The 12,672-nt window shown below is 72.7% G+C and carries 15 protein-coding genes and 1 pseudogene; 5 read left to right on the top strand and 11 right to left on the bottom strand.

The features are described from left to right. Positions 1–20: 20 nt before the first annotated feature. The 4 genes from KBX71_RS07745 (at position 21) to KBX71_RS07760 (ending at position 4,549) form a co-directional block, all read left to right on the top strand. Complete coding sequence (locus tag KBX71_RS07745; RefSeq protein WP_307847017.1) at positions 21–764, top strand: ATP-binding protein; 744 nt, start codon at positions 21–23, stop codon at positions 762–764. After that, positions 761–1,978: a DNA-processing protein DprA gene (locus KBX71_RS07750; protein ID WP_210817338.1), complete on the top strand. Its 1,218-nt coding sequence runs from the start codon at positions 761–763 to the stop codon at positions 1,976–1,978. Before KBX71_RS07745 ends, KBX71_RS07750 begins: the two co-directional genes overlap by 4 nt. Positions 1,979–2,319: 341 nt before the next feature. Further along, positions 2,320–3,291 carry a tyrosine recombinase XerC gene (locus tag KBX71_RS07755; RefSeq protein WP_210817339.1) on the top strand — a complete coding sequence of 324 codons (972 nt, stop codon included), beginning with the start codon at positions 2,320–2,322 and terminating at the stop codon, positions 3,289–3,291. A gap of 76 nt (positions 3,292–3,367) precedes the next feature. After that, positions 3,368–4,549, top strand: coding sequence for an aminotransferase class V-fold PLP-dependent enzyme (locus KBX71_RS07760; RefSeq protein ID WP_210817340.1), 1,182 nt, complete (start codon positions 3,368–3,370; stop codon positions 4,547–4,549). Here KBX71_RS07760 and KBX71_RS07765 read toward each other — a convergent pair. After that, positions 4,470–5,168, bottom strand: coding sequence for a murein hydrolase activator EnvC (locus KBX71_RS07765; RefSeq protein WP_210817341.1), 699 nt, complete (start codon positions 5,166–5,168; stop codon positions 4,470–4,472). The genes KBX71_RS07760 and KBX71_RS07765 overlap by 80 nt on opposite strands. 245 nt (positions 5,169–5,413) lie before the next feature. Here KBX71_RS07765 and KBX71_RS07770 point away from each other — a divergent pair, with 245 nt between their 5' ends. Then, positions 5,414–6,556: a sulfite oxidase gene (locus tag KBX71_RS07770; RefSeq protein ID WP_210817342.1), complete on the top strand. Its 1,143-nt coding sequence runs from the start codon at positions 5,414–5,416 to the stop codon at positions 6,554–6,556. Positions 6,557–6,619: 63 nt separating this feature from the next. On the opposite strand, the gene KBX71_RS07775 is transcribed toward KBX71_RS07770, so the two are convergent. From KBX71_RS07775 to rpsP, 10 genes and pseudogenes are all read right to left on the bottom strand, one after another. Beyond that, a complete protein-coding gene (locus KBX71_RS07775) occupies positions 6,620–6,943 on the bottom strand; it encodes a DUF2469 domain-containing protein (RefSeq protein WP_007075222.1) in 324 nt (107 codons plus the stop codon). Continuing rightward, on the bottom strand, positions 6,940–7,752 hold the full coding sequence (locus KBX71_RS07780; RefSeq protein WP_124817740.1) for a ribonuclease HII: 813 nt from the start codon (positions 7,750–7,752) through the stop codon (positions 6,940–6,942). The genes KBX71_RS07775 and KBX71_RS07780 overlap by 4 nt, the downstream gene beginning before the upstream one ends. Then, entirely contained in the window at positions 7,746–8,279 is a 534-nt protein-coding gene (locus KBX71_RS07785; protein ID WP_307847018.1) for an NUDIX domain-containing protein, read from the bottom strand. The genes KBX71_RS07780 and KBX71_RS07785 overlap by 7 nt, the downstream gene beginning before the upstream one ends. A gap of 53 nt (positions 8,280–8,332) precedes the next feature. Further along, a complete protein-coding gene (gene lepB, locus KBX71_RS07790) occupies positions 8,333–8,968 on the bottom strand; it encodes a signal peptidase I (protein ID WP_210817344.1) in 636 nt (211 codons plus the stop codon). A gap of 10 nt (positions 8,969–8,978) precedes the next feature. Beyond that, a complete protein-coding gene (lepB, locus tag KBX71_RS07795; RefSeq protein WP_210817345.1) occupies positions 8,979–9,848 on the bottom strand; it encodes a signal peptidase I in 870 nt (289 codons plus the stop codon). 182 nt (positions 9,849–10,030) lie between these two features. Continuing rightward, positions 10,031–10,387 carry a 50S ribosomal protein L19 gene (gene rplS, locus KBX71_RS07800; protein WP_007456548.1) on the bottom strand — a complete coding sequence of 119 codons (357 nt, stop codon included), beginning with the start codon at positions 10,385–10,387 and terminating at the stop codon, positions 10,031–10,033. 144 nt (positions 10,388–10,531) lie between these two features. After that, on the bottom strand, positions 10,532–11,305 hold the full coding sequence (trmD, locus tag KBX71_RS07805; protein WP_124817732.1) for a tRNA (guanosine(37)-N1)-methyltransferase TrmD: 774 nt from the start codon (positions 11,303–11,305) through the stop codon (positions 10,532–10,534). Positions 11,306–11,316: 11 nt separating this feature from the next. After that, positions 11,317–11,890, bottom strand: a pseudogene (gene rimM / locus KBX71_RS07810) (ribosome maturation factor RimM). Next, entirely contained in the window at positions 11,890–12,150 is a 261-nt protein-coding gene (locus KBX71_RS07815; RefSeq protein WP_186718042.1) for an RNA-binding protein, read from the bottom strand. Before KBX71_RS07815 ends, rimM begins: the two are co-directional and overlap by 1 nt. Then, positions 12,125–12,655: a 30S ribosomal protein S16 gene (rpsP, locus tag KBX71_RS07820; RefSeq protein WP_210817346.1), complete on the bottom strand. Its 531-nt coding sequence runs from the start codon at positions 12,653–12,655 to the stop codon at positions 12,125–12,127. The genes KBX71_RS07815 and rpsP overlap by 26 nt, the downstream gene beginning before the upstream one ends. Positions 12,656–12,672 lie beyond the last annotated feature (17 nt).

A 12,672-nucleotide genomic window follows, 5' to 3' on the forward strand; every position in this document is an offset into this window, starting at 1 on the left:
GCACCCATGGGGCGGAGTCAATCACGGTGGTTGCCCGCTCCGGTAGTACCCCCCACAGACGAACTGCCGCAGTGCCGTCGCTTGTCGGTGGCGGCTCGGGGCTGGCCCGACCCGGCGCGGTGTCGCTGGCACACCGTGGGGTGCTCTTCCTGGATGAGGCTCCCGAATTCAGCAAGGGTGCGCTGGAGGCGCTGCGCCAGCCGCTGGAGCACGGCCGCATCCAACTGAACCGCAGCGGGGGCGGCACCGTCTACCCGGCCCGCACCCAGTTGGTGCTGGCCGCCAACCCCTGTCCGTGCGCGAAGCCGGCCGGTGACGCGCACTGCGAGTGTTCGCCGCTGGCCCGCCGCCGCTACCTGGGAAGACTCTCCGGGCCGCTGCTCGACCGGATCGACGTTCAGGTGCAGCTGAACCCGGTACGGGCGGCCGAGCTGATGGCGACCAACGGCGACGTCGAGCCCTCGGCGACGGTCGCCGCAAGGGTGGCGGCGGCCCGGCAGGCGGCGGCCACCCGCTGGGCCGACCTCGGTCGGCGGCTCAACGCCGAGGTGGATGGGCCGCACCTGCGCCGACCGCCGTGGCGGCTGCCGGCCCGGGTCACCGTCGAGCTGCGTGGTCGGCTCGACTCCGGCTCGCTCTCGGCGCGCGGCTTCGACCGGGTGATCCGGATGGCCTGGACCATCGCCGATCTGGACGGTCGCGATCGGCCGGACCGGGACGACGTCCGGGAAGCGCTTCAACTACGGACGGGGGAGGCGACATGAGCGCCGAGGAGGAACACAGGCTGGCCCGGGTCGCTCTGACCTGGTTGGCGGAGCCGGGCACACGTGCGGTGCACCGGCTGGTCGACCGGCACGGCCCGGTGGCGACCCTGGAACTGCTGCTCGACGGCGGCAGCCCGGACGGCTGGCTGCACACCACTGTCGCCGCCCGCTCGGCGGCCGGCGACGCGCGGGCGGTGGCCGCGGAGGCCCTGGAGCGGGCGGGCCGACTGGGCGCCCGGCTGGTCACGCCGGACGACGAGGAGTGGCCGGCCCAGGTTGCCGACCTGGCCACGTTGCGTCTGCCGGACGCCAGCCGCCGGGTGGACGCTGAGACCGCCCCGCCGCTCTGTTTCTGGGTACGCGGAAGCTGGCAGCTCGGCGAGGCCCTGGATCGTTCGGTGGCCGTGGTGGGGGCACGGGCGTCCACCGGCTATGGGCAGCACGTCGCAACCGAGTTGGGGTACGGGTTGGCGGAGCGGGACTGGACTGTCGTGTCCGGTGGCGCCTTCGGCATCGACGCCGCCGCCCACCGAGGCGCACTCACCGCCGGTGGTCTGACCGTCGCGGTGCTCGCCTGCGGGCTGGACCGTCCGTACCCGATGGGCAACGCGGCGCTCTTCGACCGGATCGCCGAGACGGGGCTGCTGGTCAGCGAATGGCCGCCCGGCGCCGAGCCGCTGCGACCCCGGTTCCTGATCCGCAACCGGGTGATCGCCGCAGGCACCCGGGGCACCGTCGTGGTGGAGGCGTCGGCGCGCAGTGGCGCGACGCAGACCGCACGGCGGGCCATCCACGCCAACCGGGTGGGCATGGTGGTGCCGGGACCGGTGACCTCGGCGATGTCCGTCGGCGCCCACGAGTTCCTGCGCGAGTTCCCCGACAAGGCCCGGCTGGTCACCGGGGTGGCGCACGTGCTGGAGGAGGTGGGCCGGATCGGCGCGGACCTGGCCCCGCTGGCCCGTGGACCACAGCGTGCCGCCGACACGCTGGACGACGACGCGCGGTCGCTGCTGGAGGCGCTGCCCCGCCGAGGCGCGATGGGTGTGGACCGGCTCTCCTCGCGCGCCGGTGTCGACGTACGGACGGCGCTGCGCAAGCTGTCGCTGCTGGAGGAACTGTCCATGGTGGTCCGTCGCGACGACGGCTACGCCCTCGCGCCACCCGCCAAGTCCGGGCGAGTGGCGGCGGAGACGTCCGATCGGCCTGGCACCTGAGCGGATGCGTCACGGCCGGCCGGAGTGGTCGTCCGGATGCCCGCACCCCCGCACGCTCGGGGCCCCGGCCAGCCGACACTGCCGGTACCGTGCCCGGTCATGGGTGCAATCAAGCCGTGGCACATCAGCATGCTCTGCTGTCTCGTCGTGACCGCCGTGCTCGTTGTCGGCCTGGTCGTGTTCTTCGTCAAGAGGAGCAACAGCCGGTAGTCGTGGCGAACACCGACACCGACACCGACATGTCCGGTGCCGTACCCGGACCGGCCGTAGGCTGGTGCCGTGCCAGCCGTCAGTGAGGGTGCCTGGGCCGTTGCACCGGCCGGCACGTTGGCGTGGCCCCGATGAGCCGACCCGACCGGGGCACCCGGGCCATGCACCAGGCACTCCCGCCGGCGCTGCGCGACGCGGTCGACGACTTCGCCGAGCACCTGTCCCGGGTCCGTAACCGGTCGGCGCACACCGTCCGCGCCTACGTCACCGATCTCGTCTCGCTGCTCGACCACGCTGTCCGGATGGGCTGCGTCGACCTCGCCGAGCTGGACCTGTCGGTGCTGCGCAGTTGGCTGGCGCGGCAGCGCACCACCGGTGCGGCCCGCACGTCGTTGGCCCGGCGGGCCGGGTCGGCACGGGCGTTCAGCGCCTGGGCACATCGGGCCGGGCTGCTCCCCGCCGACGTGGGCGCCGCGCTGGCCAGCCCCCGCGCGCACCGGGAGCTGCCCAACGTGCTGCGCCCCGACCAGGCCACCGCTCTGGTCGAGGCGCCTGCCGGACAGGCACCGCCAGCGGAGCCGGGGTCGGGTGCCGCCGAGGCGGTGCCGCTGCGGGACCGGGTGCTGCTGGAGCTGCTCTACGCCACAGGTGTACGGGTCAGCGAGGCGTGCGGGTTGGACGTCGGGGATGTCGACCACGGCCGGCGGGTGATCCGGGTGTTCGGCAAGGGCGGACGGGAGCGCTCGGTGCCGTACGGGGTGCCCGCCCAGCGGGCGTTGGACGACTGGCTGCGCCGGGGCCGCCCGGCGATGGTGGGCGCCCGCTCCGGCGACGCGCTGCTGCTGGGTGCCCGGGGCGGTCGACTCAACCCGACGACGGCGCGTCAGATCGTCGGTGCGTACGCCGAGACCGCCGGGCTGCCCCGGACCAGCCCGCACGATCTCCGCCACTCCGCGGCCACCCACCTCCTGGAGGGTGGCGCCGACCTACGCGCCGTGCAGGAGCTGCTCGGCCACTCGTCGCTGGCGAGCACGCAGATCTACACCCACGTCTCGGTCGAGCGGCTGCGCGCCGCGTACCGGCAGGCGCACCCGCGCGCCTAGACAAGGGCCGGAGGGCCCGCACGCGCGCCTGATCGAGGGCCGGAGGGCGCGCGAGCGCGACGGTTACGATCATCACGTGAGCGTCCCGCAGCCCCCTGAGCCGATCCCGGGCGCCCGCCTGCTCTTTTCCCTGGACCCGGCGGTCAGCCACCTCAACCATGGTTCGTTCGGCGCGGTGCCGATCGGTGTGCAGCGCACCCAGCAGCGGCTGCGCGACGAGATGGAGGCGAACCCGCTGCGCTTCTTCACCCAGGGGCTGAGCGACCGGATCGCGCACACCCGCCGGCACCTCGCCGGGTTCCTGGGCGCCGACCCGGACGGCAGCGCCCTGGTGGGCAACACCACCACCGGCGTCGCCGTGGTGCTCCAGTCGGTGGGCCTGCAGGCCGGCGACGAGGTGCTGAGCACCGACCACGGGTACGGGGCGGTGAGCCTGGCCATCCAGCGCGAGTGCCGCCGCACCGGCGCGGTCAGCCGGGTCCTGCCGATCCCCATGGCCGCCACCGACGAGCAGATCGTGCAGATCATCCGGGACGGCCTGCGCCCCGGGCGGACCCGGCTGCTCGTCGTCGACCAGCTCACCTCGGCCACCGCCACGCTTTTCCCGACCGCCGCCATCGTCGGGGTGGCCCACGAACAGGGCGTGCCGGTCCTGGTGGACGCCGCGCACGCCCCGGGCATGCTGACCACCCCGGTAGCGAGCATCGGCGCGGACTTCTGGGTGGGCAACCTGCACAAGTGGGCGTACGCGCCGCGCGGCACGGCGCTGCTGGCGGTGGCACCGCAGTGGCGGGACCGGATCGAGCCACTTGTGGTGTCCTGGGAGCAGGAGTCGGGTTTCCCGGCCCGGCTCGAGTGGCAGGCGACTCTCGACTACACGCCCTGGCTGGCCGCCCCGGCGGGCCTGTTCACGATGCGCAGTCTCGGCGTCGACCGGGTGCGGGCGCACAACGCGGCGCTCGCCGCGTACGGCCAGCGGGTGGTGGGGGACGCTCTGGGGGTGGACCCCGCCGACCTGCCCGACCCCGGCGGGCCGGGGGTGGCTCTGCGTCTCATCCCGCTGCCGCCCGGCCTGGGCAGCACGATCGACGCGGCGCGGGCGTTGCAGACGCGGATCGGTGCGCGGCTCGCCGCCGAGGTGGCGGTGATGAGCTGGAACGGCCGGGGGTGGCTGCGGCTCACCGGCCAGGTCTACAACGCCGCCGACGAGTACGAACGGCTGGCCGCACGGCTGCCGGCACTGCTCGCTCAGCGCTGACCGGACCTACCGCGAGCAACAGCATCGGGCCGACCGGGAGCAGGCGCACCGGGCCGAGGCCGAGCTGGGCCAGCGGGTCGAGATACTCCTCGCCCCGGCGCAGGCCCCAGTGCAGGCACGCCTCGGCCGGGCAACCCGGGTGCCCGGGCAGCAGCTCGCCCAGCGGCGCGCCGGCGGTGACCGGCTGGCCGGGTCGTACGCCGGGTTGGACCGGTTCGTGGGTGGTCCGCAGCCCGCCGGCGTGCCCCACGGTGACCACCGGTCGACCGGCCACCAGGCCGGCGTAGAGCACGGTGCCCGGCCCGGCGCTGCGGACCACCGCTCCGGCGGGGGCGGCCAGGTCGACGCCGCGATGCCCGGGTAGCCACGGTCGCGGCGGCGGGTCGAACCGGCGAACCGGACGGGGTGGCCCGTCGACCGGCCAGCGGAACCGCCCGGCGGGCGGCGGTGCGGCGACCGGCTCCCCCAGGACCGCGACCGGCACGGTCGGCGTCGGTGGTTGGCCGGGCACCGCCGCTACCAGCACCGCCAGCCCGCAGAGCTGGACGGTCAGTGCGAGCGGAAGCGCGGTGCAGAGCAGCACCGTGCGGCGGATCGAACGGACGGGTGGCGGTCGCATGACGGCAGCCTCCGGCCGAGGCGGGGCCGTCCGCCAGCCCCGCCGACGCGGCTGTGGACAACCGGAGGCGCTGTGGACGACCACCCGACGGCTCCGATGATCTGCTATGCCCGGGGCCGCCGAACGCTGTCCGCGGCCCGTCCGCCAAGGCCGCCGCGCTTCCGCTGCCGTTTTCGAGCCGCCGCGCAGGGCCTAGGCTGGGCCGGGTACGGCGGGTGCCGCCGTCTGTACCGGGGAGGCCCCGCATGACCACTCTCGATGACCGGAAGCCGTCCTCCCGCGAGCCGACGCCGGCCGACGTGAGCGGCCCGTCCCGGCTCGCGGAGCCGGACGAGGCGATCAGCGCCGAGGAATTGCAGCTCGCGGCCCGCAACCACGGCATTCCGTTGGAGGCGCTGCGCTACGACGTCACCCCGGCCGGGCTGCACTACCTGCTGATCCACTACGACATCCCGGAACTCGACCCGGCGACGCACACGTTGACCATCGGCGGCGCGGTGGACCGGCCGTTGAGGGTCACCCTCGCCGACCTGCGCGAGCGGCAACGGGTCACCCGGCAGGTGACCCTGGAGTGCGCCGGCAACGGGAGGGCCCTGCTGCACCCCCGGCCGGTCAGCCAGCCCTGGCTGGTCGAGGCGGTCGGCAACGCCGAGTGGACCGGCACCCCCCTCGCACCGCTGCTGCGGGAGGCGGGCATCGACCCGGACGCGGTGGACGTGGTCTTCACCGGCGCCGATCACGGTGTGGAGCGTGGGGTCGAGCAGGACTACCAGCGGGCGCTTCCGGTCGCCGACGCGCTGCGCGAGGAGGTGCTGCTGGCGTACGAGATGAACGGCGCTCCCCTGCTGCCGCAGCACGGCGCGCCGCTACGGCTGATCGTGCCGGGCTGGTACGGCATGGCGCACGTGAAGTGGGTCCACTCCGTCGAGCTGCGAACCGAGCCGTTCGAGGGGTACCAGAACGCGGTGGCCTACCGGGTACGCCGCGACGCCGACGATCCGGGCGTGCCGGTCACGCGGATCGAGCCCCGGGCCCTGGTCCGTCCGCCCGGCTTCCCCGACTTCATGTCCCGCCGCCGGGTGCTGCGACCCGGCCCATGCACTCTGGATGGCCGAGCCTGGTCGGGGCACGCCCCGGTGGTCGCCGTGGAGGTGACCACCGACGGCGGGGAGAGCTGGGCGCCGGCCGAGCTGGACCCGACGGGCGCGGGGGATTTCGCCTGGCGGCGCTGGCGACACGAGTGGGTAGCCGCCCCCGGCCGGTACGTGCTCGGCGCGCGGGCGACCGACGCGTCCGGGCGGACCCAGCCGGTCGAGCAACAGTGGAACCGTGGCGGCTTCGCCAACAACATGGTGCAGCGGGTCGAGGTCGTGGTGCCGGCCGAGTGATCGGCGGCGGGTGTCACGCCACGGGTGAGGGGCCCGTGGCACGGCCCGGCGGCTCGGGTGCGCTCAGCCGCCGAAGCCGGAGTCGGCGGGCAGCGAGATGTCGGGCTTCTCCAGCTCCTCGACGTTGACGTCCTTGAAGGTCATCACCCGGACGTTCTTCACGAAGCGGGCAGGACGGTACATGTCCCACACCCAGGCGTCGTGCATCTCGACCTCGAAGTAGACCTCGCCGTCGGAGTTACGCACGTGCAGGTCGACCTGGTTGGCCAGGTAGAACCGGCGCTCCGTCTCCACCACGTAGGAGAATTGGCGGACAATGTCGCGGTACTCCCGGTAGAGCTGCAGCTCCATCTCGGTCTCGTACTTCTCGAGATCTTCCGCGCTCATCGCACTCCGCCTTCCATGGCCACATCTTCCCCCACCGGCGTCGGAGGCCGAGGCTGCTCGCCCAACGCCACGCCGACGGTACCCCCTGACGCCCACGAGCGCTCCATCGGCTCATCCGGGCGGTGGCCGCCGGGCCGTCGGGCACGCGGCGGCCGGCCGTCGCGGCCGGAGACCGCGGCGACATTGACGTACGAGAACCGGTGCTCCCGACACGGCCCGTGCTCCCGCAGCGCCGCCGAGTGCTCCGGGGTGATGTAGCCCTTGTGCTCGGCGAAGCCGTACGCCGGGAACACCCCGTCCAGCTCCACCATGAGCCGGTCCCGGGTGACCTTGGCCAGGACACTGGCCGCCGCCACACACGCGGCCACCCGGTCGCCCTTCCACACCGCCAGCCCGGGAACACCCAGGCCGTCCACGCCGAAGCCGTCGGTCAGCACGTACTCCGGCCGGGTGGTGAGCGAGGCGAGCGCCCGGCGCATCGCGGCCAGGTTGCACACGTGCAGGCCGCGGGCGTCGACCTCCTCGGCCGGGATGACCACCACGGCGTACGCGAGCGCGCGGTCCACGACCTCCGCGTACACCCGTTCCCGGCTGGCCGGGGTGAGCAGCTTCGAGTCGGCCAGCCCCTCGATCTCGCCGCGCCGCCCCTCGGGCAGCACCGCCGCGGCGGCGACCAGCGGACCGGCGCACGCACCACGGCCCGCCTCGTCGGCACCAGCGACGTGCCGGAAGCCACGCCGCTGCAACGCCCGCTCCAGGGCGTACAGGCCGGCCTCTCGGCGCACCACGGTGCGCGGCGGGGTCAGCACGACGCCTCGTCCTGGCCGGCGGTGGTCGACAGCCCGAGCCGGGTCAACAGGGCAGGCAACTCGGGCGGGTAGAACCGGTCCCCGCTGGCCACCAACTCGTCGGGAAGCCACCAGCTGTGGTCGGCGATGCTGCGCCGCTCGATGTCGTTGAAACCCGTGGTGTCCACGAGCCAGGAGTCCACCCGGAAGAGGAAGAAGTCCTGCTCCTGTCGGTACCAGACGCCGTCGAAGGAGAACTCGGTCGCGTCGGACCAGACCGGCTCACCCAACTCGGCCGGGTCGAGCCGCAGGCCGGTCTCCTCGGCCAACTCCCGGGCCGCGCCCGCCGCCGGGGACTCCAGCGGATCGAGCCCGCCGCCGGGAGTGAACCAGTAGCGGTGCTCGGGTCGGGCCGGGTCGAAGCCCTCGAACAGCAGGACCCGGCCGGCCGGGTCGACGAGCAGCACGCGGGCCGCACGTCGGGGGGTGTAGGCACGGTCGCCACTGCTCGCGCCTGCGGGGCTCGCAAGCTCACTCCTCGCGCTCACGGTCACCGCACCAGCCTGCCAGACCGACGACGGATCGCCCACGCCCCGTCTGCCTACGGCTTGGGAATGCCGTCGAACCCGTCGGGCACGGTGAGCCAGGTGGCCCGGTTGACCGGCCAGAAGACGGTGAACGCCCGCCCGACCACGGCGTCCTCGGGGATCGTGGCCTCGGTGATGTTCTGCTGGGACTGCTGCCAGTGCTCCAGCGAGTCGCCGGAGGCCGACCGGTGGTCGCCCATCACCCACAGCCGGCCCTTCGGCACTGTGATGTCGAACTCCTGGTCGGCGGGCTTGTCGCGAATTCCGTCGATGGAGAAGATGTACGGCTCGTCCAGCGACTTGCCGTTGATCATCAACCGTTCCTCCGGGTCGCAGCAGACCACGTGGTCGCCGGGGATGCCGATCACCCGCTTGATGAAGTCCTCACCGTCGGGGTTGCCGCTCCACTCGGTCGGGGCCTTGAACACGATCACCTCGCCCCGGTGCGGTGATCGGAAGTCGTAGACCAGCTTGTTGACCAACACCCGGTCATCGATCTTGAGAGTGTTCTCCATGGACGGGGAGGGGATGAAGAAGGTCTGCAGCACGAAGGCGCGGACCAGCACCGCGACCAGGATTGCCACACCCAGCAGGATCGGCAGCTCCTTCCAGAAGGAGCTGCGCGGCTTGTCGGTCTGCTCGTCAATCACGCCAAGGAGCCTACGTTGCCCGACTGGACGGCACCGTCCGGAACGCGCGGGAACCGCGTAGTGCGGCTACCAACGGAAGCATCAGCAGCACACCGCCCTCCGGCGTCGGTCGCACCGGAGGCGCAACGGGGGACGCCGTGGCCGACCCGGACACGTCCTCGAACGTCGGCGGCACCGACAGCGCACTCCACCGCGACGAGGGCCAGACCACCATGAAGGCCCGGCCGACCACGTTCTCGATCGGCACCGGCCCCTGGCAACGCGCGTCCTGGGAGACCTCACGGTGGTCGCCCATCACGAAGATCTGACCGGGCGGCACGACGACCTCGTCGAAGCGCCGGGAGCGACACTCCGACGGGTTGGGCGGCAGATCCAGTGGGGAGTCCCGCAGGACGTACGGCTCGTTGAGCGGCGTGCCGTTGACTGTCACCCGCCCCTGGCTGTCGCAGCACTTGACCCGGTCACCGGGGAGACCGATCACACGCTTGATGAAGTCCTTCTCACCGGGGCGGCTCACCCCGATCAGATCTCCGACGGTCCGGGTGAGCCGACCGGCGACACCGGGCTTCGGCTGATCGTCGACCTGCGGCGCCCAGCGGTCGGTGCCCCGGAAGACCACCACCTCGCCGCGCAGCGGGTCACGAACGTCGTAGACGACCTTGTTGACCAGCACCCGGTCACCGACGAGGAGGGTGTCCTCCATCGAGCCGGACGGGATGAAGAACGCCTGGAGCAGGAAGGTCCGGATCAGCACCGCGAGGCAGAACGCGACCACCAGCAGCAGCGGCAGCTCCTGCCAGAGGGGCATCTGCCGGCGGGTGCGGCGAGCCCGTCGGCGCCACGGATCGACGGTGCCGTCCTCGTCAAGCGTCTGCACCACGCCACTCCCCGGTCCGCAGAAACACCACCGCCCGGGAGCCTCGTCGAGGCTCCACGGGCGGTAGTGGACAACTGCCCGCCACGTGGGCGGGACCGCCGCCTCGCTGCGCCCGTACCGACCAGGGTAGTGCGCTCTGGTCGGTACGGCATACGCGCAGCTCGGGCAGCGTGGCGAGCGGGAAGTCAGCTGGGCTGCTTCTCCCGCTTCTCCTTGATCTTGGCCTTCTTGCCGCGCAGCTCGCGCAGGTAGTAGAGCTTGGCGCGACGCACGTCCCCGCGGGTCACGATCTCGATCCGGTCGATGCCCGGGCCGTTGAGCGGGTAGGTCCGCTCGACGCCGACACCGAAGCTGACCTTGCGGACCGAGAAGGTCTCGCGCAGACCGTCACCCTGGCGGCGGATCACGACGCCCTGGAAGATCTGGACACGGGACCGGTTGCCCTCGACGACGCGGGCGTGCACCTTGACGGTGTCACCGGCCCGGAAGTCGGGAAGGTCGGTCCGCTTCGACTGGGCGTCAAGGGCGTCCAGGATGTTCATCGCTGCGTCCTCGTAAGGCTCACGGCGCACCGTCACTCGGTGCGCGGGTGGGTGATTCTGATTCCCGGGTGGTGATCGGCGGACCGACCCCCGGTCGGGGATCCTCGCAGCCGACCGCGGGCGCGGACGGATGCGGCAACCCCACTACTTTGCCACATCCCCCGGCGGAGGTTGAAATCCGGCCTGGTCGAGGGCCGCGATGTCCCGTTTGTCGAGCCGATCGGCGGGCAGCGCGGCCAGCAGGTCCGGACGGCGGGCCGCGGTCCGCAGCAGACCCTCCTCGCGCCGCCAGCGGGCGATCTTGCCGTGGTCACCGGAGCGGAGCACCTCCGGCACGTCGTGCCCACGCCAACTCGGCGGCTTGGTGTAGATCGGCGCCTCCAGCAGCCCGTGCGCGTGCGACTCCTCGTCCAACGAGCCCGCGTTGCCCAGCACCCCCGGCAGCAGCCGGGTGACCGCCTCCAGCATCACCAGGACCGCGACCTCGCCGCCGAAGAGCACGTAGTCACCGAGCGACACCTCGGTGACCGGCATCCGGGTGGCGGCGTGCGCCAGGACCCGCTGGTCGATCCCCTCGTAGCGGCCGCAGGCGAAGAGCAGATGCGACTCGGCCGCCAACTCGTACGCCATGGCCTGGGTGAACGGGGCACCGGCCGGCGACGGCACCAGCAGCCGGGGCGGCGGGGCGTCGACCGGCGCGAGGGCGTCCAACGCCTCACCCCACGGCTCCGGGCGCATCACCATCCCCGGCCCGCCGCCGTAGGGGGTGTCGTCGACAGTGCGGTGCACGTCGTGGGTCCAGGTCCGCAGGTCGTGCACGGCGAGCTGGAGTACGCCGTTGGCCCGCGCCCGTCCGATCAGCGACAGGTCCAGCGGGGCGAAGTACTCCGGAAAGATCGACACGACGTCGACGCGCATGCGGGCTGGTCCTAAAGGTCGAGCAGTCCGGCTGGCGGGTCGACGATCACACGTCCGCCGGCCAGGTCGACCTCCGGAACGATCGCCCGGACGAACGGGATCAACGCGGTACGCCCCTCGGGGCGCCGCAGCACCAGCAGGTCGGACGAGGGCGCGTGGTCGATGCGGGCGACCTCACCCAGGCGTTCACCGGCCGGGGTCACCACGGCCAACCCGACCAGCTGGTGGTCGTGGAACTCCTCCGGGTCGTCCGGTGGGGCCACGTCGGCGCTGTCCACCACGAGCAGCGTCCCACGCAGCGCCTCGGCGGTGTTGCGGTCCAGGATGCCGTCGAACGCGATGAGCACCCGGCCCTGGTGGAAGCGGGCTTCCTCGATGGTCAGCTCCGCCGGAACCCGGAACGGCACCCCGGGCTCGTCGGTGGCTGGAGGGGGTGTCGCCCCCGGCTCGGTGCGCAGCACACCGCTGCTGCGCGGGGACGCAGTCGGGGGCGAACCGTGCCTCGGGCTCGTCGGTCCGCACTTCCACGGTGACCTCACCGCGGACACCGTGCGGCTTGCCGATCCTGCCGATGACGAGCTGCATCAGTACGAGTCGACGATGTCGACACGGACCCCGCGCCCGCCGATGGAGCCGATCACCTGGCGCAGCGCCTTGGCGGTCCGGCCGGACCGCCCGATCACAGTGCCGAGGTCCTCGGGGTGCACGCGGACTTCGAGCCGCTTGCCCCGACGGGAATCGACAAGCCGCACCCGGACGTCATCCGGGTGGTCGACGATGCCCTTGACCAGGTGCTCCAACGCCGGACGCAGTGGCATGTCAGGCCTGCTCACCGGCGTCGGCAGCGGCCGGAGCCTCGGCCGGAGCCTCGGTCTTCGGCGCCTCGGCCGTCGGAGCCTCAGCCGCAGCCTCGGTCTTCGGAGCCTCGGTCTTCGGAGCCTCGGTCTTCGGAGCCTCGGCAGCCTTGGCGGCCTTCTTGGCCGGCTTGGCCGGGGTCTCCGGGGCGAGCCCGGCGGCCGCCTTCGCCTCAGCCTCGTACGCCGCCTTGCGGTCGGCCCGCTCGGGGGCGACCAGGAGCGGCGGCGGGGCGGGCAGGCCCTTGTACTTCTGCCAGTCACCGGTCAGCTCCAGCAGCCGCTGCACCGCCTCGCTCGGCTGGGCGCCGACGGACAGCCAGTACTGGACCCGCTCCGACTTGACCTCGATGATCGAGGGGTCTTCCTTGGGCTGGTAAATCCCGACGAACTCGATCGCCCGACCGTCGCGCTTGGTGCGCGAGTCGGCGATGACGATGCGGTACTGCGGGTTGCGGATCTTGCCCATCCGCAGGAGCCGGATCTTTACGGCCACAGTTGTTTCGCTCCTGT

It is taken from the genome of Micromonospora sp. D93, from assembly GCF_018070365.1.
Classification (GTDB): domain Bacteria; phylum Actinomycetota; class Actinomycetes; order Mycobacteriales; family Micromonosporaceae; genus Micromonospora; species Micromonospora ureilytica.

Coding starts and splice junctions, on each gene's coding strand:
- KBX71_RS07755 (WP_210817339.1), top strand. CDS start 2,320: ATGAGCCGACCCGACCGGGGCACCCGGGCCATGCACCAGGCACTCCCG.
- rplS (WP_007456548.1), bottom strand. CDS start 10,387: ATGAACATCCTGGACGCCCTTGACGCCCAGTCGAAGCGGACCGACCTT.
- KBX71_RS07770 (WP_210817342.1), top strand. CDS start 5,414: ATGACCACTCTCGATGACCGGAAGCCGTCCTCCCGCGAGCCGACGCCG.
- KBX71_RS07775 (WP_007075222.1), bottom strand. CDS start 6,943: ATGAGCGCGGAAGATCTCGAGAAGTACGAGACCGAGATGGAGCTGCAG.
- KBX71_RS07750 (WP_210817338.1), top strand. CDS start 761: ATGAGCGCCGAGGAGGAACACAGGCTGGCCCGGGTCGCTCTGACCTGG.
- trmD (WP_124817732.1), bottom strand. CDS start 11,305: ATGCGCGTCGACGTCGTGTCGATCTTTCCGGAGTACTTCGCCCCGCTG.
- KBX71_RS07765 (WP_210817341.1), bottom strand. CDS start 5,168: ATGCGACCGCCACCCGTCCGTTCGATCCGCCGCACGGTGCTGCTCTGC.